The following is a 23650-nucleotide window of genomic DNA, read 5'->3' on the forward strand; positions in this document are numbered from 1 at the left end:
CGGGATGGACACGGTTTCTCCCCGGGGCTGGGGTTAGTTGAGTGGGACGACGCCGTTGCCGGTGGTGGCTTCGGTGAGCCGGTGGCTGTCACCTTGGGTGACGACGACGTGGGCGTGGTGCAGGAGTCGGTCGACGGTCGCGGTGGCGAGGGTCTTGGGCATGATCTCGTCGAAGCCGGACGGATGCAGGTTGCTGCTGACGGCGAGACTTCGCCGCTCGTAGGCGGCATCGACCAGGCGGTAGAAGCCTTCGGCGGCGTCGGCGGAGACGGGTAGCAGGCCGATGTCGTCGACGATGATGAGGTCGGTGCGGGTGATGCGGGTCATCGCCTTGCTGACGGAGTCGTCGACGCGGTGGCGGCGGACCAGGGCGCCGAGGTCTTCGATGGTGAACCAGGCGACGGTGAGGCCTGCGTCGACGGCGGCTTGGCCGAGGGCTTCGCAGAAGTGGCTTTTGCCGGTCCCGGATGGGCCGCAGATGCATAGGTTCTCCCGGCGGCCGACCCATTCCAGGGTGCGCAGGGCGGACTGGGTCGGGATGGGGATGGAAGAGGCGTCTTCGTTCCAGATGTGGAAGGTCTTGCCGGTGGGGAACGCCGCCCGGCTGCGGCGGGTTCGCAGGTTCGCGGCGTCTCGGCCTGCGGCTTCCTCGGCGAGCAAGGCCCGCACTACTTCGGCGGGATCCCAGCGCTGGGCCTTGGCGGTGGGGACGATTTCGGCCAGTGCCCGGCGGATGTGCGGGAGTTTGAGGCGTCTGGTGAGTGCGATCGCCTCGTCATAGGCGGCGCCCGAGACGGCGGCGCCTGCCGCGGCTGGGGCTGCCAGGCGAGGCGGGGCCGTGGTCGGGATCGGGGTGGTCGTCAACGTGCTTCTCCTTGGGCGGTGGTTTCGGGCAGCGTGCAGCCCGAACGCGGCAGGTCAGGTCATGCGGGCGGGATGCTCGTGCGGGACGGTGCCGAGGGGTGGGCTGAGGTCAGCGGCCAAGTTGGGCCCAGGCCGAGGTGCCGGGTTGCAGGCTGTGGGTCTCGCTCGCCCGTGAGGGGATGTCGGGTTCGCGGGCGCTTTGGTAGTCCAGGATGGCCATCAGGTCATGTTCGGCGAACCGGCCGGCGAGCGCTGCGGTGCCCAGCGCCCGGTCGACGGCCTGGTTGCCGCGGAGTTTGGCCAGGGTGACGGCCTCGGCCATCTTGAATCGGATGCGCGTCACGCCCTGGGCGGCGGCCTCCATCAGCCACTGAGCCGCGCCGGGCCCGATCGCCAGGAAGGCGGCTTCCGCGGCGTTGACCGGCTTGGGAGTGCGCTGGCCGCGGGCGGTGTCGGGGTAGTGCTCGTCGCGGATGCGGGGGTTGCCCGGGGTGGAGCGCTGATGCCGGGCGATCTCGGTGACCATCCCGTCGATGACGGCGGCCACGACGAGCTCGTCGCCGTGGAAGCGCACCCAGACCTTCGAGTCGATCAGCGCGTGCGGGACGGAGTAGCGGACGGACCCGACCGACACGGTCGAGTCCTTGCCCACCTTTCGAGTCTCGCCGAACACGCCGACATAGGGCTGCTCAGGCACCAGATGCAGCCGGAGCCGCTCCTCGGCGAGCATCTGGGCCGGGACTTGGCGGGTCTCTCGATGCAGGCGGCCGTTCACCTCGGCCGTGAACTCAGCGCACGCCACCTCCAGATCGGCGAAGGCCGAGTAGGCGACCCGCAGGTTCACCTCGGTCGGCACCAGGTCCCGCTTAGCGATCCGTACTGTCGCCTCGGTCCCGCCCTTGGACTGCGGGTCGGCCGGCATGCAGGTGCGCATCACCGTCCCGTAATGCCGCCCGATCGGGAGAATGTCAGGGTTACGGACCGCGACCCGGGCCACATGATCGACCGTCACGGTCTTCTCGTTGTCGGTCAGGCAATACGTCGGCACCCCGCCGAACTGGCGAAACGTCGTATCCAGGCAGGCCGCGATCGTCGGCAGCGTCTTGTCGAAGGTCGGGATCACCACCCGAAACCGCGACCAGGCCAGCCACGCGCACCACAACTGCGTCTGACGTCCATCGACCTTGGGACCAAACCCCCAGTCCCACTGCATCCACAACCCCGGCTCGACGATCCACGGCCGGTGCACCCGGCGGTTGCCCGCCCGATACGACTTCTTCGCCGCCGCGACCGCCCGCCGGGTTGTGCGGTCGGTGCCGGTGAACCCCATCGCCCGCAGCTTCTTATGGACGACATCGCCGCCGATCCGGCCGCCCGACCGCTCGACCAGCTCCTCGATCTTCGGCATGAACTCGTCGATCATCTTCGGCCGGTCTGCCCGCACCGTCGGATCCACTCCCGTGCCCCGCAGCAGCACATACCGGCGCACCGTGTGATGGTCACAACCCGCCAGCTCAGCCGCTGCGCGGTAACTGCCCGTGAGGTCATACGCCTCAAGAATCTCCATGATCTCCTCATCGCTCTTCACGAGCGCCCACTCTGCCGAGTAGGCCAGGACGAACCCGTGGGGAGATCCGGTGTCCGTCAGCGGGGAGAACTCATGTCCGTCGATGGGGGCCGTTCATGTCCGCCATTGGGGATTCTGCCGTGTCCACTGACATCGGGCAAGACGTGCCCTATCCAACACGCCACCACGTACCTGACCGACCTGAAGCTGCCCAAGCCGGGTACCACCTGCCCTGCCGAATGACAGCCATATCGATTGGAGTCGGCTGCCCGATCAGCACCACCGCGAGACCATGAGGAGGCACGCAGGTTGATCGAGTGACGCAAACAGCTCTCACAAACGAGCGTTTATGAGAAGGAGGGCGGCGAGAACTGGCCTGGGTCTGATCGACGTCGCCGCCTCCTCGCATGCCTCCCGCGCCCCCGGACGTCATGGTGGCCAAGCGCTTGGGATGCTCACCAACACACTGACAACCCCCGAATGGACGATCAGTCATCTCATCCTCACGCCCGATGGGCACACCTGCTGAGCATGATCGATTATCGGGACGAATCGTCCTCCCGATAACCGCGGTGCGCGACCGGCCAACCCACTTGACGATCGGAGAAGCATGACAAGATTCGTTCGCATCCTCACCGTTCTTCTGACGATGGTCACGGTCCTGATCCCCCTCGGGAACGCGGCGGCGGTCGTTTCTGAGAGTGCCGGTACGTCGGCCAGCCGGGCTATCGCCTGGGCACCGTGCGCCGAGGACACAACCGCGGAGTGCGGCGTCTTGACCGTCCCCACCGATTGGGCGAAGCCCGGCGGCCCCACCATCGACCTGGCCGTGGCCAGGCGGAAGGCCACCGATCCCACGACCAGAATGGGCTCCCTGATCATCAACCCGGGTGGTCCCGGCGAATCCGGGGTCGACTTCACCCTGAGACGCCAGGACTACTTCAGCGAAGAGATCACCCGAAGGTTCGACATCGTCGGTTTCGACCCTCGCGGTGTGGCGCGCAGCAATCCCGTGGTCTGCTCCGCCGAACTCATGCAGCAGGCACCAGCCGACCTATTCCTGAAGAGCCAGACCGACTTCGATCGATGGCTCGACTACAACAAACGGCTCCGCACCGACTGCCGCGCCAGGACCGGACCACTGTTCGACCACGTCGACACACTCAGCGTGGTCAATGACGTGGACGCGCTGCGCGCCGCCGTCGGTGACAGGAAGCTCACCTACTACGGCCTTTCCTATGGCACACTCATAGGGCAGCTCTACGCCGAGCGTTTCCCCGGCCGGGTCCGGGCGCTCGCCCTGGACAGCAACATCGACCACAGCCTGCGCACCGCCGCCTTCCTCGACACGGGGGCCGCCGCGGCCCAGGACTCCTACGAGGAGTTCGCGGCCTGGTGTGAACGAGACAGCGCCTGCGTACTGCATGGCAGCGACCTGCGCGCATTCTGGGCGAAGCTGCTCGCCCACGCCGAACGCGGCGAGTTGCACTACCCCGGCGACCCCACCCTCGTGCTGACCCAGCTTGACCTCATCAGGCTTCCCTTTCAGGCCGCCTACGGGCCCTACTGGCGGGAACTCGCCGAGCTGATGGTGGCGATCGGCAGCGGCGCCACGCCCTCGAGAGCGCTGCCAGAGATCTTCACGCGTCAGCTGACGCAGCGCCAGGAGGAGCGGCGCCAGGCTCGGCAACCTACGGAAGATCTTATCGCCAATCCCTTGCGGGTCGTCTGCCAGGACTTCCATCTGCCCATCCGGGACTTCCACGAGTTCGCGGCCCTCCTGCGCCGCTCGCAGCGCATCGCGCCTGACATGCGGGTGAGCCCGCTGGCCTTCTCCTTCACCATGGCCTGCCTCGGCGAGCCCGCCGCGATCCCCAACCCGCAGCAGCGGCTGCAGGTTGATGGCACCCCGGCGTTGCTGCTGGGCAACGCACGGCATGATCCAGCCACCGGCTACGCTTGGGCGGTGAACGCGGCCGGCCAGATCGGCAGTGAGGCGCGGCTGCTGACCTACGAAGGCTGGGGACACAGCATCTACAACCGCAGCGAGTGCACCCGCCGCGCGATCGACCGTTACCTCATTGAGCAGACGCTTCCCGCTCCTGGCATGCGCTGCCCGGCAGTGCCCTACACGGGCACACCGACGTCGGCGCAGACCTGGCCCACGCCAATCGCTCCCCTACCCCGCCTGCCCGGCTGGTTCTGAAGGGCGGCGGACAGGGTGTGTCCACTACCGGCTCTGTCGCAGAAATCTGTACAGTCCGGGATAACACCCCTGATTGTCTCGTTCTCCGGGGCAGCGGGGTCATGGGTCGAGCAGAAAGACAGCCCCGTGACGTGAACCCTGGTGGGGCGCAGCATCTGCGATGAGCTGAACCTGTCTCCGCAGCCCGGCACCGACGTGGAGCGGTGGGCCGGCACGCTGGACTTCGCCTACCGCCAACTAGCCGCCGGACTGTCCGGCGAAGACGACGGCCGCAACGAGTGGGTACGCCTGGCCAGACGATGACGGCAAGGACCACCTGGTGCTCACCGGCCTGGACCACCTGGATGAGCCCGCCTCCCTGACCACGCTGCGCGCCGACATCGACACCCGCATGCCCATCGTGGACCTGCCCGAAGCGCTGCTGGAGGTGCACTCCTGGACCGGCTGCCTCAATGCAAGGAGGAACTCACTGCCCGCTCCCCGGGCGCGGCCGCGTAGCTTGGAGATCGTGACAGCCGGGACCCGGCTCAGCTTGCGGAACAGCATTTCCCATGCCGCCTGGAGCATCGGCGCCGCGCCGGCTCCCTACTCGGCGGTGCCGCCCTCGCCGCCGGACTGCCTCTCACCCAGCACTTCCTGCTCATCACCGCTGTCACTGTGGCCATGGCGCTCATCACCGGACGCCACCTGCTGCCTGCCCACGCCGACCGCCGCGCACAACCGCCCCGCCCCGCACCGCGGACGGGGTGGTGGACCGGCTGGACCTCTCGCATCCTTCTCCTCGGGGTGACCGGAGTCCTGGTGTTCGTCATCTCCGGCGTCGTGGGCAGCTGGAGCGGGGTGTTCCTCCACGAGGACCTCGGCGCCCCGCTGAGCACCGCGTTCTTGGGCTACATCTGCTACAGCCTCTGCGAGGCCGGCGCTCGCCTCCTCGGCGACCGCTTCCAGCAACGCCTTGGGCCTTCAATTCTTGTCCGCATCAGCGGCCTGATCGCCGTCACCGGCCTCGTCGTGGTCGTGTTCAGCCGCGTCCCCGGTCCGGCCATCACCGGCTTCGCCATCCTCGGCCTCGGCCTTTCCGTACTGATCCCCATCATTCTCAGCGCGGCCGCCCGCGACGGCGCAGACTCGGACACCTCCAACGCGGCGGCCGCATTGTCCAAGGTCGGCACCCTCACCTACAGCGGTCACCTTCTCGGCCCCATGGCGGTCGGCTGGCCCGCCGAGGCGCTCGGGATGCCACGGACCTTCGCCGGCTTGCCGATCCTGCTCGTCGCAGTCCTCAGCATCGCCGCCAAGAGGTGCTTCCCGTCTCCTCCCGTACGCATCCTCCGAAACTGAACCATTCGGCGGGGATGCCTCCGCCGGAAGGCCTGCCTTGGCGAGAGTTCCTAGTGATCTGGGACACGCGGCGTTCACCACCACGCAGTCGTGGTTCCGCCTGTCCGGCCCGCTGAGGTTTGGCAGGCAACCACTGTGGCGGCATTTCAGGCGAGTTCCTATCAGCTGTCCGATTCCCTTTCTAGGGAGAGGGCAATGCTGGATCCGCGTACGACCAGCTCGGTAGCGAGCTCGATGTGGCGGGACTCGATCTTCTCGCCGGCAGCCAGGCGCAGCGCGGTCCGCAGGGCGACGAGGCCCATCTCCCGCAGCGGCTGGCGTACGGTGGTCAGCTGGGGCGACGTCATGGAGGCGATTCGGCTGTCGTCGAAGCCCACGACGCTGAGATCTTCGGGAACGCGCAGGCCCCGAGCACTGGCCGCCTGGATGACGCCCAGAGCGGACTCGTCGCTGGCCGCGAAGATGGCCGTGGGAGGCGGTTCCAGATCGAGCAGGATGGCTCCCTCTTTCAGCCCGTCGGGATGGCAGTAGCCCGCGGCGCGAACATATTGAGGTGGTACGGGCACACCCGCCGCCTCCATCGCGGCGCGATAGCCGTACATGCGCGCCTGGTTGGAGGCGGCGGTGGCAGGGCCGCCGAGGTAGGCGATGCGGCGGTGGCCGAGCGTCAGCAGATGCTGGGTGGCGGCCAGGCCGCCGGCGAAGTTGGTCGAGCCGACGCTGGTCACAAGGGTGTCGGGGACGTTCAGCGGGTCGATGACGACCACCGGCAGACTGACCCGCGACAGCACGGCGAGCTGGGCGGGTCTCGGCTCCTTGATGAGAGTGATCATCGCTCGCCGTCCGGCGGCGACCAGATCGCGAGCCCAAGAGGCGCCGCCGGCCATGCCTGTGGTGGTGGCGACGACAACCGCCACACCGAACTCCGCGCCGGCTTCGACCGCACCCTTGATGATCTCGCTGGAGTAGGCGCACAGCTCTCCGTCCACCTGCACCTCCACCGGGGCCGACGGCTCCGCCTGCCACCGGCCTGACGCGGGGGCGACGTAGCCGTGTTCCAGCAGCAGGGACTGCACCAGTGACCGCGTGGCCGGTGCGACGTCGCTGCGGCCGTTGAGCACCTTGGACACCGTGGACACCGACACGCCGGCCGAGGCGGCGACGGTGGCCAGCGTGGCCCGCCTAGGACTGCGCGGCATCAATCCTCCTGATCGCCCGTCATCTACCTGAGCAAGCGGGACCAGCTCCGCGCTGACCGAACCCAAGTCTCCACCATGGAGTTGTTCGCCATGCTCTGCCGCGCCGCCGGGGTACCGGTGCCGGACGGGCTGCGCGTCGCGCAGCTCGACGTCGCCGCGCTTCGGCCTGGCCTCCATGTGCTTCGGGTCGAACGGCCGGCCGTTGATCAGCCAGCCGACGCCGCCGTTCACGCTGCCGCTGCTGAACTCGAAGTCCCTGGTCACCTTGGCGTGCGCGCCCTGCCCCGCCAGATTCCGCAGCTCGACGTGCTGACCGAGCTTGTAGGCGGGGCAGTCGACGACCACGTCCGCGCCCCCGCCCGGAGACAGCCTGATCTGCTTCACCGTGCGCGGCGCGCTCAGCAGCCCGCCGTCGCTGCCGATCTGGATCATCGGCCCGCCGGTGGCGAGCTCGTAGACGCGCGCGTTGGAGCCGTTGCACAGCCGCAGCCGGTAGCGGGCCCTGGCGACCGCAACTCCGGCCACGACGCCCCGTTCATCAGGATCACGTCGCCGAGCACGCCGCCCTTGTACCTTCCCGCACCCCCGCCGGTCGCACAGCGCCCGGTACAGCAGCGTGCCGTCGGCTTGGGCGGCGCCGCCGCGGCGGCCAGAAGCTGCGGCTGCGGGGTGCCGGCCGGCAGCGAGCAGGCCGGGACCCCGGCCACCGCCACCGCGCCGAGGCCCATCAGGCACAGTACGTCGCGTCCGTTCGGGTTCATGCCGCGGGCCGGGCCAGCACCCTGAAGAGCTGTGCGACGCCGCCGCCGAACAGCAGCACGCCGAGCGGCACGTGCAGGGTCTTGGCGCCCATCTCCCCGAGGGTCGACGCGACGATCGTGAACACCAGCAGCAACGCGGCCGGGGCGATGAACCGCGCCGACCCGCCGCCGGGCCTCCAGACCAGGACCGCCACGACCAGGTGCAGCAGCCCGATGACGGCCAGGGCGATCCCGGAGGACATATGCAGGGCCCGGCCGCCGGGCGAGGACAACAACATTCCCGCCGTCACCGCCTGGAACAGCAGCGCGACGACGTGCAGCACCACCACGGCCCGGAGCGCCTGCGTGGTCCGCGAAGAGGCGGCGACGTGCTGGTGTGTGGTCATGATCTTTCTCCTGTGTGTTCGGGTGATGAGGGCCTCGGCGCGTACTGTGGCGATGATCGCGCCGAAGACGCAGAGCCATGCCAGGTCCTCGTCGGTCCTGGAGCCGCGCCAGGCGGCGACGTCGGCAGCGGTCACGCGGTACGGCGCGATCGCGGCGTAGGCGCCGCCGATGCAGGTGCCGGCCGCCCAGGGGTTCGAGGGGCCCGGCTGGGCCCGCGACCAGGGCGGAGTCAGAAAGCGTTTCCGGCGGCTGCAACCAGCAGCAGGACGCACACCACCGGGGCGTCAATGTGACGATAGGGCGGCGGAACTGGCCTTTTACGGGCCGTTCGGAGCGGGGCAAGTGCTGGAGCGCTAGCGCCAGTTGCCGAGCTGTTCGACGTACGCCTGCCCCGTGACCGGCTTGCCCCGGTACCGTCCAGCGACGGTGGCCGCACCCTCGTAGACGCCACCGAACGCCTGGACTTCCTGTCCCTGCGGCTCGGCGACCACGGTGAGACGGGCATCCAGCGCGGGAATGTTCACGGTCCACCGAGTGCCGTACCGCTTCCCGGTGGTCGGGCTGGTCCAGAAGCCGGAGGTGCCGTCGGCGAGCGGCTTCACCGCGACAATCTCGTGAGTTCCGTCCCGGCGGAGCACAGTGGCGTAGGGAGACTCACCACCCTGGGCGAACAGGTCCCAGAGGCTGACCCGGTCGCCGTTGGACAGTTGCAGGCTCATCCAGGTCCATTTCTGCAGGGTGTTCCAGTCCCAGGTACCCCACTGGCGGTCCAACCACGACTCGCCGGTCACCGGGTAGGTACGGTTTTTCACGGTAAGCGTGCCCCGTGTCGCCAGGCTGGGCAGCGAATAGTAGTAGCTCGTGCCGCCGAGAAAGGGCATCAGCCCGGTCCCGTTGTTGTACATGGCGGGTCCCCGCGCGCTGAGCGTCAGTTTGATTTCGCCGACCGGCAGGGTGGCGTGCAGTTGCATCGCCTGCATCGGCCCAGACAGCCTCGCCGAGGGCACACGTGCGTCGAGCTCGGTTGTGGAGAAGCTGGCCTGGTCAGGCGAGTAGCGCTGGCTGTGCGTGTAGTACTCGCCGGTGGTCTTATCCGTGATCCCGATGGAAACCTGCGGCGCCTCTTCGACGTCGTTGATCATGACCTCGTAGCCGAATCGGTGACCGTGGGCGTTGACATGGCCGACCACGTACCACCATTCCTGGCGTGCGTTCGGATGCGCCGCCTGATCAGCCGGCAGATGCACGAACGTCGGGAAGGCGGGTGCCGCCGCGGCCGCCACCGCCCTGCCCGTGCCCGCTGCGTCGGGACCGGTCTTGGCCGTCGCCGGGACCGCCGCCGACGTCGCGACGGCCAGCACCGTGCCGAACACCAGGGTGGCGATAGCCGCAGTCGATCGACGTTGCAGATTTCGCATACTGTTCCTCATCTCTTCTGACCGGGAGTCCACTGGTCCACGTGGGCAGCGCCCACTGCCGGAATCTCGCATCGTTCGGATGCCGCCGTCCCGTCGAACCGGAGCGCGGTGGCTCGGCCCATGCCGGTCGATGCGCCGGTGAACGAGCGCCTAGGAGGGTCTGACGGAATCGATCATCGCGCCGTCGAGGCGGTCGCGGCCTCCGACAGCGGATGGCTACGTCTACGCAGTTCTGCGTAGCCGACCCGGACCCTCATACGCCCGTCGTCGTAGGCGGTCGCGCCTCTGGGGGGAGTGTTCTCGCGCGCGGGAACCTTAGGATCGCGGCATGGAACACCGCGCCGTGTCATTACGCCTGCCGGTGCTGGCGCAGGACGTGTTGCTCGCGCTCTTCATCACCGTGATTCACGTGGAGGGCAGCGTGGCCCGCGGTGCCGGCGAGGTGGGGTCGCGGCCCCTGACCGACTTCGGATACCTGGGATACGTCCTGCTGATCGTGAGTGGTGTGGTCGTTGCCGCCCGTCGCCGGTGGCCGGTGCCGGTGTTCGGCACCACGGCGCTCGCCAGCTTGGTGTACTACGGCCTGGACTTTCCGAACGGGTCTGGCTGGCTCGGGCTTTTCGTCGCCCTGTACACCCTCGCCGCGTACGGTGACGGGCGCCGGTCGCTGGTGACAGCCGGCGTGGGCACCGCAGTCCTCGCTATCGGATGGCTCGTCGCCGCGGCCGACATCGAGCCACGCGACGCCATCGGCTGGGTGTTCTTCCGGATCGGTGCGTCGGTCATGAGCGCGGCCCTTGGTGAGTCCGTCCGGTCCCGACGGGTCATCGCGGCCGAAGCTCAGGAGCGCGCGGAGTTGGCTGAACGGACTCGCGAGGAGGAAGCGCGGGCGCGGGTCGACGCCGAACGGCTCCGGATCGCTCGCGAGGTCCACGACACGGTCGCTCACGCCATAGCGATCATCAACGTCCAGTCCGGTGTCACCGCACACGTGCTCGACAAACGGCCGGAAGTGGCGCGCGAGGCGCTGCAAGCCATCGAGCAGACCAGTTCCCGGGCGCTGCGAGAGATGCGGGCCATCCTCGGGGTCCTCCGTGACGACGGCAACGGGCGCGTGCCGTACCCCGGGCTGGAGCAGATCGACGAGCTGACCGCCAAGGCACGCGAGGCCGGACTCGATATCAAGCTCGAGGCGACCTCGGCCGCGGCGCCGTTGCCGAGCGCGGTGGAAAGCGCTGCCTACCGAATCCTGCAAGAATCGATCACCAACGTGATCCGCCACGTCGGCCCGACTCGGGTGACGGTGGTGCTGAACCCCGGGTTCGAAGTCTTGGAGATCCGCGTGACCGATGAGGGCCGCCGTGCCGCCCCAGGCGATGACCCTGCTGACCAGCACTTGTCGGCCCAGCATCCGACCAGCACCGGCAGCTCAGCCAAGCCCAGCCGCGGGATCCTCGGCATGCGCGAGCGCTGTCAACTGCTGGGCGGCGAACTCGACGCCGGGCCGCTTCCGGGCGGCGGGTTCCAAGTCAAGGCACGACTGCCCCTCGCACCGACCGGGTCGCGCCTATGAACACAGCGGCCGCGTCACCGTCAACCAACCCTCCGATCAAGGTGCTGCTCGCCGACGATGAGGGGCTCGTCCGATCCGGGTTCAAGGTCCTGCTCGACCTCGAGGACGACATCGCGGTGGTTGGAGAGGCCACCAACGGCGCCGACGCCGTCGAGCAGGCCCGGGCCACCCGCCCTGACGTCGTCCTCATGGACATCCGCATGCCAAAGCTGGACGGGATTCAAGCCACCGCCCAGATCGCCGAGACGCACGGGTTGGAGCAGGTCCGAGTCCTCATCCTCACCACCTACGACACAGACGAGTACGTCTTCGAAGCATTGCAAGCCGGTGCCAGCGGCTTCCTGCTCAAAGACGCCGGACCGGCCGAACTCTTGCATGCCATCCGGGTGGTCGCTGCCGGGGACGCGCTGCTCGCGCCACGGATCACCCGACGCCTCATCGGCCAGTTCACTGCGCATCGTAAAGCTGCCCAGGCCGCGGAGGACCGGCTCGCGGTGCTGACCGAGCGCGAGCGTGAAGTGCTGGCCCTGGTGGGACAGGGCCTGAGCAACAATGAGATCGGTACGGCGCTGTCTCTCAGCCCAGCCACCGCGCGCACCCATGTCAGCCACGCGATGGCGAAACTGGGAGCGCGCGACCGTGCCCAACTGGTCGTCATCGCTTACCGAACAGGACTGGTCAGCCCTCACCCATGAACGCGTAGCGCGCTACAACACAACGTGGATGGATCAGCGAGGCCAGTGCGCACTGCCGACGGCCATGGAAGACTCCTGGTGGGCGGCCAGTTGAGTCCCGGCTGATGGCCACGAGAATTCCCGGTGGATGGCCTCGGGTGTCCTGATCTTCGCCTGTCCCCTTGGAGACCTCTCCAGTCCGGTTTGCTGATGTTTGCCGCATTTCGCAAGCCGACCGAAGAGGTCCCGTGACAAAGTCTGACAGAGAGATCATGAAGATCTTTGAGGCGTACGACCTGACCAAGACCGTCCACTCCGCCGCGCAACTGTCCGGCGCGGACCCCAAGACCGTCAAACGCTACGTCGAACTGCGCCAGCTGGGCCTCAACCCGTATGAGCGGGCGGCCCGGCCGAAGCTGATCGACCCGTTCCTGGAGAAGATCGAAGAATGGGTGGAGGCGTCGAAGGCGAAGATCCGCGCTGATGTCGCCCACGACAAGCTGGTCGCGATGGGATATCGGGGCAGCCCCCGCTCCACCCGGCGGGCGGTCAACGCCGCCAAGGCTGCGTGGCGGGCCGGGCGGCGGCGCACCTACCGGCCGTGGATCCCCGAGCCGGGCATGTGGCTGCAGTTCGACTGGGGCGAAGGCCCGCGGGTCGGCGGGAGACGCACCTGGCTGTGGTGCGCTTGGCTGGCCTGGTCGAAGTTTCGGGTAGTGATCCCGGTCTGGGACTGCACGCTCGGCACGTTGGTGTCGTGCCTTGATTCGACGCTGCGGCGGATCGGCGGCGCCCCCACCTACGTCCTCACCGACAACGCCAAGACGGTGACCAGCGACCACGTCGCCGGGATCGCGGTGCGGCATCCGCAGATCGTCGCCGCGGGCCGGTATTACGGCTGCACGGTGGAGACCTGCGTGCCTTACGATCCTGAATCCAAGGGCGGGGTGGAGGCCACCGTCCGCCTGGCCAAGGCGGATCTGGTACCCACCGAGGCCAACCTCCGCAGCGAGTACGGCAGTTTCGCCGAGCTGGCCGAACAATGCCGGACCTGGTGCGAGAAGATCAACGCCCGCCGGCATCGCGGCAGCGGCCAGGTCCCCGCCGAGCAGCTGTTGATCGAGCAGCAGGCGTTGCACGTGCTGCCGGCCGAGCCGTTCGCGCTGGCGCTGGGCGAGCAGCGGATCGTCTATGACGACCAGACCATCAGCTTCGCCTCGGTGCGCTACTCCACCCCACCCGGACACATCGACACCAAGGTCTGGGTGCGTGTGGTCGGCGAGGAACTCGTCATCACCGCCCGGGCCGTCGGCGGGGAGCTGGCCGAGATCGCCCGCCATCGAGTGTCTGTCCCGGGTAACCCGCAGATCCTCACCCAGCACTACCCGCACCATCCCAATGGGCGCAGTGTCCACCAGCCGAAACCGCGGCCGCGCAGCGAGGCGGAGGTCGCGTTCCTGGGCATCGGGCCGGGCGCCAAGCGGTGGCTGACCGAGGCCGGACCAGCCGGAGCCGTGCGCATCCGCGCCAAGATGGCACGCGCCGTCGAACTGGCCGCGGTGCTCGGCGCTGAGCGTGTCGATGAGGCACTCGGCCTGGCCGCGATCGCCGGCCGCTTCGCCGACGACGACCTGCCCGCCATCGTCGACCATCTGAGCGACCACCGGGCCGTTGGCGAACTCGTGCGCGCCGATGAGACGCATTCGGCTCAGCCCGGCACCGCCTCCTGGCAGGCCCTGGGCCAGTGACCACCCCACCACCCGCCCGGCCTGCGCGGCCGGGCGGGCGCCCACGATGAGGAGAACCCCACCCCATGACCTCGCCCACCCCACCGGCTCTGCCCGACGAACTGGACCGGCTGCTACGCCGGATGCGCCTGCCCTACCTGCGCAAAGCCGCCCCCGACGTGCTGGCCACCGCCCGCGCGCAACGCTGGGACCCCGCCGAAGTCCTGCGGATTCTCATCCACGAGGAGGTCACCGGCCGCGACGCGGCCACCCGGCGGCTGCGCCGCACCTCGGCCAACTTCCCCACCGGCAAGACCCTCGCGTCCTGGCGACCGGAGGAGTCCTCCATCCCCGAACCCACCCAGAACGCCCTGGCCACGCTGGAATGGATCGGCCGGGCCGAAAACCTCGTGATCGCCGGCCCGTCGGGCACCGGCAAATCGCACTTCACCGAGGGCCTGGCCCACGCGGCCATCGAGAAGGACCTACGCGTGGCCTGGTTCACCCTGGAAACCCTCACCACCACGATCGGCAAGGCCAAAGTCGACGGCTCCATCGCGCGCACCGTCGCCCGCATCTGCCGCGCCGACCTCATCGTCATCGACGACATCGGCCTGCTCCCGGCCGGAACCGACGCCGCCGAGGCGTTCTACCGGATCATCGATGCCGCCTACGAACGCCGCTCGATCGCGATCACCAGCAACATCCACCCGAGCGGGTTCGACACCATCATGCCCAAGACCCTGGCCACCGCCTCGGTCGACCGGCTCCTCCACCACGCCCACCTGGTCCTGACCAAGGGCGATTCCCACCGACTCGCCGAGGCTCTGGCGGGCAAGGGCGTCACCCCGTTGACCTGACCACCCATCAGGACCACCCCGGCCATCAGCATGGATTTCTGGTGGCCACCAGCCGAGAGAACCCAAGTCCACCTACCTGGGGATCTTCATGACCGTTGACACTGAAGAGGGTCTTTAGGTGACGCGTGGCCGAAGCGACCGCGGTGAACACTCCTCGGATCGCGCTTGGCAGATCAATCATCGGCGGCCTGTTCGTCAGGCGCGCGTACGCCCTTGCTGCAGCCGCCGCACGCCGTGCCGTCGGTAGTTCGGTAGTTCGGTAGTTCGGTAGAGAGCAGTGTCCGGATGGGAGCTCGTGTTACGGAGAGGATGAGCCGGCTCGGCGGGCGCCGGGCCCCAACCGTTCCCAAGTCACCTCGCGAAGGGCAGCGCCTGCTTCAGTGCGTCCAACCGTCTCCAGCACGCCGGCCAGCAGTCGAGGAGAGCCAGGGTGTCAGGATGATCCAGCCCCAGCAGCAGGTGACGGCCGAGGACCATCTCCGCGATGGCCACGATGTCGTGTGCCGCAACCTGCACCGCCATGGCCGCCACGCGGCGGCCATGGCGGCTCGGCTGCAGCGTGGGCGGCACTGCCCGGCGGCCGGGTTCGGGCCGGTCATGAGACGGTTAGCGGGGTGAGCCGGTCGGCCAGCAGGTGCAGGACACGGCGGTCGAGGTCGGCGCACAGCGCCCTGACGTCCTCCTCCACTCGCCGCCGACGTCCAGCGCAGGACGCGGCCCGCCTCGCGGGCCTGGGATGCGTCGGGGGATTTGGTGGCCACGCCCAGCACGATGAACACGTCGGCGGCGCGGGCGGCGTCGGCGGGGACCGGCTTGTGGAGAAGCTCCTGCTCCGGCAGGCCCGTCTCGGCAAGGAGCTGCGGCACCAGGGATGGACGGCGGCCTTGGGGTGGTGACCGGCGCTGGTGACGTTGAGACGCCCACGAGCGTAGCCGGGCAGCGCCACGACATCGTCGGCGAGCAGCCGCAACTCGCTGGCCTCGGCCGACTGCCCCACGGACAAGGCACGGTCCATCATCGCGGCGGGATGGTCTGCAGGCCGCGAGGTGTCGTGGAGTGCGGTGACGGACTGCCGGGGGCTCGCGGCGCCGGTGAACTCAAGCAGCCTGAAATCAGGGGAATTTTATTGCTGGTCATGTATGCCCGCAGCGCGGAGACGGTTCCGTTCTACCGGCCGCGGGGGTGAGTGAATCGCAGCATGTTGCCGGAGGGGTCGAGGAAGGCACAGTCGCGGCCACCGTGGGGCTGGTTGATCGGTTCTTGCATCACATCAGCGCCCGCCGCCTCGATGTGCTCGAAGGTGGCGTCGCAGTTGTCGGTCACGAAGACGAGACAGCCCAGCAGGCCCTTGGCCATCAGATCCTCGATCGCCCGCCGGTCGGACAGGGAGACACCTGGGTCCACATCAGGTGATTTGAGGAGGATCTGCACGTCCGGCTGGGACGGCGGGCCGACACTTACCCACCGTTTCCCCTCGCGCTCGACGTCATTGCGTACCTCGAAGCCGAGCACGTCACGGTAGAAGCCGAGCGCCTCGTCGAGGTCGTGGACAGCGAGGGTAAGAGACGAGAGCTTGAGATCCAGGCCGGTCATGCTGTGGACCGGTCGGGGAGTCTGGCTCATCACCGCTCCTTGTTGTTGGCGGTAAGGAAGACGATGTCGAGGCTGCGGAGCCCGCCCGGGTCGGTGTCGATATCGATGCGGGTGATCTTTCCCTTGCTGATGGTGAACGTGAAGACGGCCTTCGGCCGGCCGAGATGCGACCAGACGGCCGCCGGGACGCCGTCGACCAGAGCGAGCCGGGCGGCCTGAGCTCGTCGTGCGGCGAAGAAGGCCGCCACCGCGTGGCCGCCGCGGATCTCGCCGACCACGGCGTCCGGATCCAGCAACTCGAGCAGAGCGACGAAATCCCCACCCCGGGAGGCGGCAAGGAATGCCTCGACGATGTCCCGCTTCGCCGATCGCGCGGCATCCGATGCCCCGGCCGCTCCTTGCACCCGGCGCCGAGCCCGGCTGGCGAGCTGCCGGGCCGCCACCGGGGAGCGGTCGATGATGGCGCCGATCTCGCCGAACGACACAGCGAAGACGTCATGCAAGACGAACGCGAGCCGCTCGGCAGGAGTCAGCGTGTCCAGCACCACCATCAGCGCGACACCGACCGAATCGGCCAGCAGCGCCTCGTCCCCGGGGCCGGGTTCTCCACCTGGCCGGTGTCGGCGCGGCTAACCCGCAGCCACGCCTCCTGCACCGCATCCTCAGCCTCGCCGGGTGAGCCGAGCATCCGGTAGGCCACCGCGTGCAAGCGGTCCTGGTGCTCGGCGAACCGCTCGCTCAGCCAATCCTGCTCGACCATCTGTCACATTCCTCCGTTTCGCCGGTCATATCAATTGACCGGCGAACCCACGCCGATGTGACATCCAGGCCCGGCCCGGATGTCCGGCCCGCCAGTTCAGGCAGCACATACACCTCAAGCACAAAGGAGACAAGGCATGAAAGCGCACGTTAGCTCGATCCTCCTCGGCGTCCGGGACCTGGACCGGGCCAAGCAGTTCTACACAGAAGGGCTCGGCTGGAAGGTCAAGGACGACTACGGCGTCTCGGTGTTCTTCGAATCGGACGGAGCCTCGCCCGTCGGTTTCTACGGCCGCGAAGGACTGGCCGACCAGGTGGGCACCAGCCCGGAAGGCAGCGGCTTCAGCGGGCTGGTCCTCACCTACGTCGTCCGTAGTGAGGCGCGGGTCGACGAGATCATCGCGGAGGCCGAGAAGGCCGGCGCCACGATCCTCAAGCCCGCCGACGCCCTGCCGTGGGGCGGGTACGGCGGCTCCTTCGCGGACCCGGACGGCTACATCTGGAGTCTCGGCTACAGCGCGCAGGGAACGGATCAGCCCTACGCGGAGTAGCCGCCGAGGAAGCCTCTGGCGAGTGTCGGTAACGCGGCCATTGTCGGGCACGCTGGCTGGACTTCTCTGAACGGATGGTCCCTCAGCATGACCGGCGTGACCGGTGCCGAGGAGTAGGTTTGGCGTCGACACAGGATCGTGTCGACGCCAAACCACCGCGCGTTGTTGGACGAGGCCTTTACTACAGCCAGGTTTTGTGATCTATGGTGTCCCCCGGACTCCTATCTCTGACCCCAGCCGCAAGTACCGGTAAGAGCTTTGTGACTGTGGTCTTCTTGGGCTGGCGGGGGCGACCTGGGCTTGTCGAGGTGCCTACTCCAGTATGGGCTCTCCTCAAAGAGGCCAAAGTCCAAGCGGTTGGAGGGGCCACCCCGCAGGCCGCGATCCTGGCGGCGATGGTGCGGCGTACGCGCCGAGACCCACGCCGCGGCCAACGCGATCCTGATCTGAACACCAGGGCGACGTGCCGATCGTCGCGGCGTGGAGTGGCGGGTTGCTGGCCTTGGTGGACGGGCTGCGCTTCGTCGTCCCGGTCAAGACGGTCAACGCCGGTCCCTCACCCAAGTACTACGGCTACGAACGCGGGATCACCTGGCTAAACGCCGTTAATGATCATGTGGCGGGGATCGGGCAAATGGTGGTGCCGGGCACCCCGTGCGATTCCCTCCACATCCTGGACTGCCTGATCAATCTGGACGCCGAACCCAAGCCCGAGGTGGTCACGACCGACCAGGTCGGCGACAGCGACATGATGTTCGGGATCTTCTCGATGCTCGGCTACCGGTTCGCGCCTCACTTCGCCGATCTGGGCGACCAGCGGTCTGGCAGGCCAACCTGCCCGACGGCACCACCGGCGAGTACGGGCTGTTGGAGGTGATCGCCCGGCAGAAGGTGAACCTCACCAAAGTGATCACCCAGTGGCCGGGCATGCTGCGCGTCGCCGGATCGCTGGTGATCAACCCGGTGCGTGCCTACGACCTGCTGCGCAGGTTCGGCCACCAGGACCGCGCGACCCCGCTGGATCGGGCATTCGCCGAGTACGGCCGGATCGACAAGACGCTGCACCTGCCCAGCGTGCTGGACCGGATGGGTTCGGCCTACCGGCGCAGCCTGGGCAGGCAGCTGTCGGTCCATGAGTCCCGGCATCGGCTGGCCCGCAAGATCTGTCACGGCAACGCCGGGAAGATCCGGCAGGCCTACCGGGAGGGCCAGAAGATCACTTAACTGCGCTGGGGCTGGTCGTCAATGCGGTGGTGTTGTGGAATGCGACGTATCTGTCGGCGAGCGTCGACCAGTTGTGCGGCCAGGGCGTGCCGATCGCAGACGAGGACGTGGCCCGGCTGTCCCCGCTGGGGCACGCCCATCTCAACTGCCTCGGCCGCTACGCGATCGCCTCCTCGGCGCCGGAGCGGGGCCTGCGGCCGCTCGGGGCGGTGTGCACAGCGTGGACCGACTCGCGGTCAGAGCGGATGTCCAGCACTGGCCGAGCCCGTGAGAGCAAGGCCACGAGCAGGAAACCAGGCGTGGCGGGGATGCGGCGTCGCCGTCATCAGCACCACCCGCGCGCCGTGGAAAAGACGACCACGTGCGCGGCGATCAGCACGCCGACAGTGTGGCTGGTGCGATGGGCGAGCGCACGCGTCCGCTTATCGTTCTTCCGCGCGGTGATAGCCGAGCAGGTCACCTGGCTGGCAGTCGAGTACCCGCAAATCTTGGTCAGCGTGGTGAAGCGGATGGCCTTGGCCCGGCCGTTCTTCAGGATGGACAGGTTAGCGACGGTCACTCCAACCCGGTCGGCCTGACCGAGCGTCAGGTCACGCTCGGTCAGGAGCCGGTCGAGGTGAACGGTGATGGCGTGGGCGTCCGGCTCGGCCGACGCCATCAGACGGTGCCTTCCAGGTCGTCGCGCATCCGCACCCCAGTACGCAAGACGCTCGCCAGCGCAAGCAACCCGAGCCCGACAAGCGGCACGACCACCGGGATTTCCTTGATCCCATAGTAGGACTCGCCCACGGCCATCGTGTCCAGCAGCGCCATCATCGCGAAGTGCTCGATCTGGGGAGCCAGCAGGCCACCGGCGAGCAGCCACCAGCCCAAGACGCGCACCTGGCCCGCGACCTGCGGCAGGTAGACACCGTCGCGAGCCCGCCACAGGAGCCGCCACAGCAGGAAGAACGCGCCGACCGACACGGCGAAGCCCGGGAAGGTGGTCAGAGCCTGCAGGATGTACTGGCCGGTGTCAGGAGAACCGTCGATGAATCGAAGATCACCTGCCAGGGCCATGACACCTGGCCGGGTCTTTTCCGTGAACGCCGGCTCATCGAGACCGATGCCATAGCCGCTGGGTGACTGGGCCACCACGACCTGATGGGTCAGGCCGAAGAATCCGGCCCTTGAGTAGAGCACCAAGCCGGTGATCACCCCCGTCACCAGGACGAGAGCCGTGAAGACCACAGGTCGGCGCGCCATTCGTCCGATGATGCTGTGCTGTGCAGCCATCAGCTTGCTCCGATCTTTATCGTTTTTCGATGCTATCGAGGAACGATAGCATCGAAAAACGATATGGCAACCGGCTTTGTCCAATCGGCGGCGCACCGAACCCGCGACGAAGTCGAAGGTGCCGGATCACCTCGTGCATCACGCCGCGAATAGCTCAGCGGGGGCTCACAACCCCCACCTCCGCCCTCCTGCCGCTTCGGGGCCCATGCCTGCCCGATGACCGCCTGCGCCGTCCCTGCCGGCTCGTCCTACCGCACCCGCCGCGGCAAGGTGGCCATCCAATACCACACTGCCCGCTTCCGGCTCGTGCCCTCGCTCGCCAAGGCGCTCAACATACCGACCCCGGCCATCCGCAAGCCGGGCTTGGCCTGGTTCGAACTACCCCGTCCGGCCGTGACCGGCGTCGAGCCGACCCGGGCATGTGCGGAACGGGTACGCCCGCGCCTCCACCGTCCGCCAGTCGCTGGACAGTCAACTCGACTCACTCAAGGCCGCAAGCGTCACCCGCATCTTCTCCAAGAAGGGGGGTTCGCCGGGCAACTCCAGTTGACCACCACCTCGTGGCTGGTCAACGGCCTGCCGCGCCAATTGAGGGTGATGTGGGAGAACAGCCGATGCTCGATCTTGTTCCATTTGGGGGTGCTCGGCGGGAAGTGACAGACCGTGATCGCCAGCCCGGTCTCGGCGGCAAGAGCAGCCAGCTCGCTCTTCCAGACCCGGTAGCGGTAGCCGTTGGAGCCACCCGCATCCGCGGTGATCAGTAGACGCAAGGCGGCCGGGTAGTCGTGGCTGCCGCGCGCCTTCCACCAGCGGCGGATGGACTCCACCGCAATGACGCTGGTGTCGTGGTCGACCCCGACGTTCACCCAGCCGGTGTTGGCGGTGATGTCGTAGATTCCGTACGGGATCGCCTGCTCGACATCCGGGCCGGTGAAGAAGAAATGGTGGTCTTCGACCTCGACCGGCTCGCCCTTGGGCCGCCACTCACGTCCCGCCATCGGCAGCCGACCCAGTTGCTCCCGCTTCTTGGTATCCACGCTGATCACCGGCTCCCCGCCGGTCTGATGGGCTTTGACCTGCTCGTTGATATAGCGGAACTGTGCATCGCGGTCGGGATGCTGAGCCCCTTCCAGGGTCTTGACGTTGGCCTGCAGACTGAACCCCGCCGACTTCAACAGTCGCCCCACCGTGGGAGGCGAGACCGCGTGTCCTTGCCGCGTCAGCTCGGCGGCCAGGTGCCGCAGCGACTTAGTCGTCCACCGCAGCGGGGACTGTGGATCACCGCGCTCATCCGGCTCGACCAGCCCCAGCAGTGCCGTCAGGACGGCCGGATCGTCGTGTTCCACGCGCTTGCGACCGCCGCCAGGCCGCCGGACGCGACCCGCCGCAAGTGGCTCCCGACCTTCTTCGCGCTCGACGATGCCGCCGCGGATGGTCGTCTCGCTGACCCCAGCGACCTGGGCCACAGCACGCACCCCACCGTGACCCAGCAGCCGCGCCTCGGCCGCCAGCACCAGCCGCTGCTGCCGTTCGTTTAGATGCGGGAGTAATGCCTCGAGTTTCCGCGCGAGCTGGTCGCGGACCTCGCGGGAGATCGCCATACCATCCCAACGACCTCAAGATCGAAAAGCAACGCCTTATTTCTTGACGGCCTCGACAAGAACGCAAACGTGCTCGGGGCGCTACCGAAGTCCGCGCACCCGGCCGCGAAGAAGGCCCTCGCGGAGATCTGGAACGCCGAGGACAAGACGCACGCCCTGGCCGCGGTGAAGGCGTTCCAGTCCGCCTATGGCGCCAAATACGGCAAGGCGGTGGCCAAGGTCGCCGACGACCTCGATGAGCTGCTGGCCTTCCACGAATACCCGGCCGAACATTGGGTCCACCTGCGCACGACCAACCCCATTGAGTCGACGTTCGCCACCGTCCGGCACCGCACCAAGGTCACCAAGGGACCGGGCTCGCGCGCGGCCGGGCTGGCCATGGCCTTCAAGCTGATCGAATCGGCCCAGGCGCGCTGGCGCGCCGTCAACGCCCCGCACCTCGTCGCTCTGGTTCGCGCCGGAGCGACCTTCATCAACGGCAAGCTTGTCGAACGACCCGATGACCAACCCTCATCGGCAGCAGCCTAGAAACTCCGTCCACAGGTCTTGACGATTGCTCGGCCGCCTACCGGATCGCCCGAGAGGCGCTGACCAACTTCCGGCGGCACGCCGGTGCGGCCGACACTGAGGTCCAGGTGACCTACGGAGACTGGGAGCTTGGCCTGGAAGTCGACAACGTTCCCGGAACCGGACAAGCACCGCCGGCCGCGTCCAGACAAGCACTACCGGCCTCATCCGTGCAGCGCCGTCGGCCTGCTCCGGGCACGGCCTGCTCGGGATGCAGGAGCAGCCGTCTCTACGGTGGAACGCTGAATGTCGGTCCCGCCGCGGACGGCGGGTACGCCGTCCGCCTTCTCCCCGCCCGTGGAGCCGCAGTGATCCGTGTCCTGATCGCCGACGACCACGCGCTGGAGCCCGCCAAACGCGAACACCTCTACCACGAAATACGCTGTCGCCTCGCCGCCCGCCCGGACATTGGGCTCACCCGACACTGGTCCACCGCCCTCACTGTCGGGCGACGCCTATGACGAGTGACCTACCTGGTGACCTCGGCGGCAGGTCGGTAGACCGAGATATGGCTGGTGCTGTTCGAGTCGAACGGCCGACGATCCCAGTCCGCATGCCGCTCGTGAAGTTGAAGACCGGCTTGGCTCGCCATCAGGTCCAACTCGCTGGGCCAGCAATACCGAAGCGCCACGGGCAACATGCGAGTTTCGTCGGTGGTGAAGGTGATGGTCTGCTTCGCATACCGCTGGGCGACCGCGTCATGTCGGTAAACCTGGATCGTCGCGGAGTCCTCGGTCACCTCAAGCGCTTCAACCCGCGAACCCCGATCGAACTTGGCCGGGTCCGGTACGAAGCACTCGATTACGAACGCGCCATCCGGCTGGAGAGCCCGCGCGACGTTGTGGAAGCAGTCCATCTGCCGTTCCTGGCTCGGCAGGTTGAACAGTGTGTTGAAAACAAGAAAGACCAACCTGAAAGACCCTTCGACGGGCACGTCCGCCATGTCGCCTACAGTGACCGGAATCCGTGTTCCACCTGGTCTCTCGCGCATCCGTTCAACCATCGCGGCCGAACCCTCGACGCCCTCGACGGCGATGCCTCGTGCGGCGAGAGGCAGTGTGATGCGGCCGGTGCCACTCGCGAGTTCAAGAACCCGCCCCGCACCTGCAAGCCCGGCCAAGAACTCCACTGCCGCAGTTGGATCCGGTCCGTCGCCGTAGTGGTCCGCCCATCGGTCACCGAAGAACGCCGCATCATCAAACCCAGACATGCCGCTAGGCAACCACTCTTGCCATCGCCGATGCTACCGATTTTTCGGCTGTTCTGAGGCTTTGCGCCCACCTGAGGGCAGCCGGGCGACCTGCTCGCTACAACCGTTCATAGCTGCCGGGTCGGCCTGCCCACGGAGCTCTATGAAATCAACGCTCAACTGTTCAAGACGCGGAGACTGATTCCGGAAACCCCTGACTGCATGCCGCGCGAAGAATCTGTCGATCCAGAGCAAAGGACAACAGTGCGGAATTCGTGGACACTGGTGTCTGATTAAACGGGTCTGTCCAGTGA

At 67.7% G+C, this 23650-nt stretch carries 20 protein-coding genes and 4 pseudogenes; 11 read left to right on the forward strand and 13 right to left on the reverse strand.

Going from position 1 to position 23650, the window contains the following annotated elements; translation table 11 throughout:
* Positions 1-33: 33 nt before the first annotated feature.
* A complete protein-coding gene (gene istB, locus EDD27_RS21700; protein ID WP_277750727.1) occupies positions 34-864 on the reverse strand; it encodes an IS21-like element helper ATPase IstB in 831 nt (276 codons plus the stop codon).
* A 109-nt stretch (positions 865-973) separates the two neighbouring features.
* Positions 974-2452 (reverse strand): IS21 family transposase, encoded by a 1479-nt coding sequence (gene istA / locus EDD27_RS21705; RefSeq protein WP_127933418.1) that lies wholly within the window; start codon positions 2450-2452, stop codon positions 974-976.
* A gap of 754 nt (positions 2453-3206) precedes the next feature.
* Between istA (EDD27_RS21705) and EDD27_RS21710 the strand changes: the two genes are divergently transcribed.
* From EDD27_RS21710 to EDD27_RS21720, 3 genes are all read left to right on the forward strand, one after another.
* Complete coding sequence (locus EDD27_RS21710) at positions 3207-4637, forward strand: alpha/beta hydrolase (RefSeq protein WP_206641575.1); 1431 nt, start codon at positions 3207-3209, stop codon at positions 4635-4637.
* A 141-nt stretch (positions 4638-4778) separates the two neighbouring features.
* A complete protein-coding gene (locus EDD27_RS54435; RefSeq protein WP_164903723.1) occupies positions 4779-4940 on the forward strand; it encodes a hypothetical protein in 162 nt (53 codons plus the stop codon).
* Between the two features lie 360 nt (positions 4941-5300).
* Positions 5301-5978 (forward strand): MFS transporter, encoded by a 678-nt coding sequence (locus EDD27_RS21720; RefSeq protein ID WP_127934025.1) that lies wholly within the window; start codon positions 5301-5303, stop codon positions 5976-5978.
* A gap of 161 nt (positions 5979-6139) precedes the next feature.
* Here EDD27_RS21720 and EDD27_RS21725 read toward each other — a convergent pair whose 3' ends face one another.
* The 3 genes from EDD27_RS21725 to EDD27_RS21735 all read right to left on the reverse strand — a co-directional run bounded on the left by EDD27_RS21725 (position 6140) and on the right by EDD27_RS21735 (position 9776).
* Positions 6140-7702, reverse strand: a complete 1563-nt coding sequence (locus EDD27_RS21725) for a substrate-binding domain-containing protein (protein WP_241564184.1) — start codon at positions 7700-7702, stop codon at positions 6140-6142.
* A 232-nt stretch (positions 7703-7934) separates the two neighbouring features.
* Positions 7935-8459, reverse strand: coding sequence for a hypothetical protein (locus EDD27_RS55635; RefSeq protein ID WP_206641576.1), 525 nt, complete (start codon positions 8457-8459; stop codon positions 7935-7937).
* A 219-nt stretch (positions 8460-8678) separates the two neighbouring features.
* Positions 8679-9776, reverse strand: coding sequence for a lipocalin-like domain-containing protein (locus EDD27_RS21735; protein ID WP_127934026.1), 1098 nt, complete (start codon positions 9774-9776; stop codon positions 8679-8681).
* A gap of 295 nt (positions 9777-10071) precedes the next feature.
* On the opposite strand from EDD27_RS21735, the gene EDD27_RS21740 reads away from it, so the two are divergent.
* The 4 genes from EDD27_RS21740 (at position 10072) to istB (EDD27_RS21755) (ending at position 14577) form a co-directional block, all read left to right on the forward strand.
* The gene (locus tag EDD27_RS21740) at positions 10072-11316 is read left to right on the forward strand and encodes a sensor histidine kinase (RefSeq protein WP_127934027.1); all 1245 of its coding nucleotides are present in this window, start codon (positions 10072-10074) and stop codon (positions 11314-11316) included.
* The gene (locus EDD27_RS21745) at positions 11313-12011 is read left to right on the forward strand and encodes a response regulator transcription factor (RefSeq protein ID WP_127934028.1); all 699 of its coding nucleotides are present in this window, start codon (positions 11313-11315) and stop codon (positions 12009-12011) included. Before EDD27_RS21740 ends, EDD27_RS21745 begins: the two co-directional genes overlap by 4 nt.
* Before the next feature lie 251 nt (positions 12012-12262).
* Positions 12263-13738 (forward strand): IS21 family transposase, encoded by a 1476-nt coding sequence (istA, locus tag EDD27_RS21750; protein WP_127934029.1) that lies wholly within the window; start codon positions 12263-12265, stop codon positions 13736-13738.
* A gap of 65 nt (positions 13739-13803) precedes the next feature.
* Positions 13804-14577, forward strand: coding sequence for an IS21-like element helper ATPase IstB (gene istB / locus EDD27_RS21755; protein WP_127934030.1), 774 nt, complete (start codon positions 13804-13806; stop codon positions 14575-14577).
* 351 nt (positions 14578-14928) lie between these two features.
* On the opposite strand, the gene EDD27_RS54440 is transcribed toward istB (EDD27_RS21755), so the two are convergent.
* The 4 genes from EDD27_RS54440 to EDD27_RS58815 all read right to left on the reverse strand — a co-directional run bounded on the left by EDD27_RS54440 (position 14929) and on the right by EDD27_RS58815 (position 16930).
* Positions 14929-15099, reverse strand: a complete 171-nt coding sequence (locus EDD27_RS54440) for a hypothetical protein (protein WP_164903724.1) — start codon at positions 15097-15099, stop codon at positions 14929-14931.
* Positions 15100-15744: 645 nt separating this feature from the next.
* Positions 15745-16200 carry a VOC family protein gene (locus EDD27_RS21765; protein ID WP_241564185.1) on the reverse strand — a complete coding sequence of 152 codons (456 nt, stop codon included), beginning with the start codon at positions 16198-16200 and terminating at the stop codon, positions 15745-15747.
* The gene (locus EDD27_RS21770) at positions 16200-16721 is read right to left on the reverse strand and encodes a sigma factor-like helix-turn-helix DNA-binding protein (RefSeq protein WP_421915604.1); all 522 of its coding nucleotides are present in this window, start codon (positions 16719-16721) and stop codon (positions 16200-16202) included. Before EDD27_RS21770 ends, EDD27_RS21765 begins: the two co-directional genes overlap by 1 nt.
* Complete coding sequence (locus EDD27_RS58815) at positions 16721-16930, reverse strand: sigma factor (protein ID WP_421915606.1); 210 nt, start codon at positions 16928-16930, stop codon at positions 16721-16723. Before EDD27_RS58815 ends, EDD27_RS21770 begins: the two co-directional genes overlap by 1 nt.
* Positions 16931-17066: 136 nt before the next feature.
* Here EDD27_RS58815 and EDD27_RS21775 point away from each other — a divergent pair, with 136 nt between their 5' ends.
* The 3 genes and pseudogenes from EDD27_RS21775 to EDD27_RS55645 all read left to right on the forward strand — a co-directional run.
* Positions 17067-17480, forward strand: a complete 414-nt coding sequence (locus EDD27_RS21775) for a VOC family protein (protein WP_127934031.1) — start codon at positions 17067-17069, stop codon at positions 17478-17480.
* 463 nt (positions 17481-17943) lie between these two features.
* A complete protein-coding gene (locus EDD27_RS55640) occupies positions 17944-18357 on the forward strand; it encodes a Tn3 family transposase (protein WP_206641577.1) in 414 nt (137 codons plus the stop codon).
* 29 nt (positions 18358-18386) lie between these two features.
* Positions 18387-18805, forward strand: a pseudogene (locus EDD27_RS55645) (Tn3 family transposase); the annotation flags it as partial.
* A 321-nt stretch (positions 18806-19126) separates the two neighbouring features.
* On the opposite strand, the pseudogene EDD27_RS21785 reads toward EDD27_RS55645, so the two are convergent.
* The 3 genes and pseudogenes from EDD27_RS21785 to EDD27_RS21800 form a co-directional block, all read right to left on the reverse strand.
* Positions 19127-19362, reverse strand: a pseudogene (locus EDD27_RS21785) (helix-turn-helix domain-containing protein).
* Complete coding sequence (locus EDD27_RS21790) at positions 19362-20063, reverse strand: DUF2975 domain-containing protein (RefSeq protein WP_127934032.1); 702 nt, start codon at positions 20061-20063, stop codon at positions 19362-19364. The pseudogene EDD27_RS21785 and the gene EDD27_RS21790 overlap by 1 nt, the downstream one beginning before the upstream one ends.
* Positions 20064-20527: 464 nt before the next feature.
* A pseudogene (locus EDD27_RS21800) lies at positions 20528-21580 on the reverse strand (ISAzo13 family transposase); the annotation flags it as partial.
* 57 nt (positions 21581-21637) lie between these two features.
* Between EDD27_RS21800 and EDD27_RS21805 the strand changes: the two are divergent.
* Positions 21638-22108, forward strand: a pseudogene (locus EDD27_RS21805) (transposase); the annotation flags it as partial.
* A 508-nt stretch (positions 22109-22616) separates the two neighbouring features.
* On the opposite strand, the gene EDD27_RS21815 reads toward EDD27_RS21805, so the two are convergent.
* Entirely contained in the window at positions 22617-23357 is a 741-nt protein-coding gene (locus EDD27_RS21815) for a class I SAM-dependent methyltransferase (RefSeq protein WP_127934033.1), read from the reverse strand.
* Between the last annotated feature and the right edge of the window lie 293 nt (positions 23358-23650).

The sequence above is a fragment of the Nonomuraea polychroma genome, assembly GCF_004011505.1.
Lineage (GTDB): Bacteria > Actinomycetota > Actinomycetes > Streptosporangiales > Streptosporangiaceae > Nonomuraea > Nonomuraea polychroma.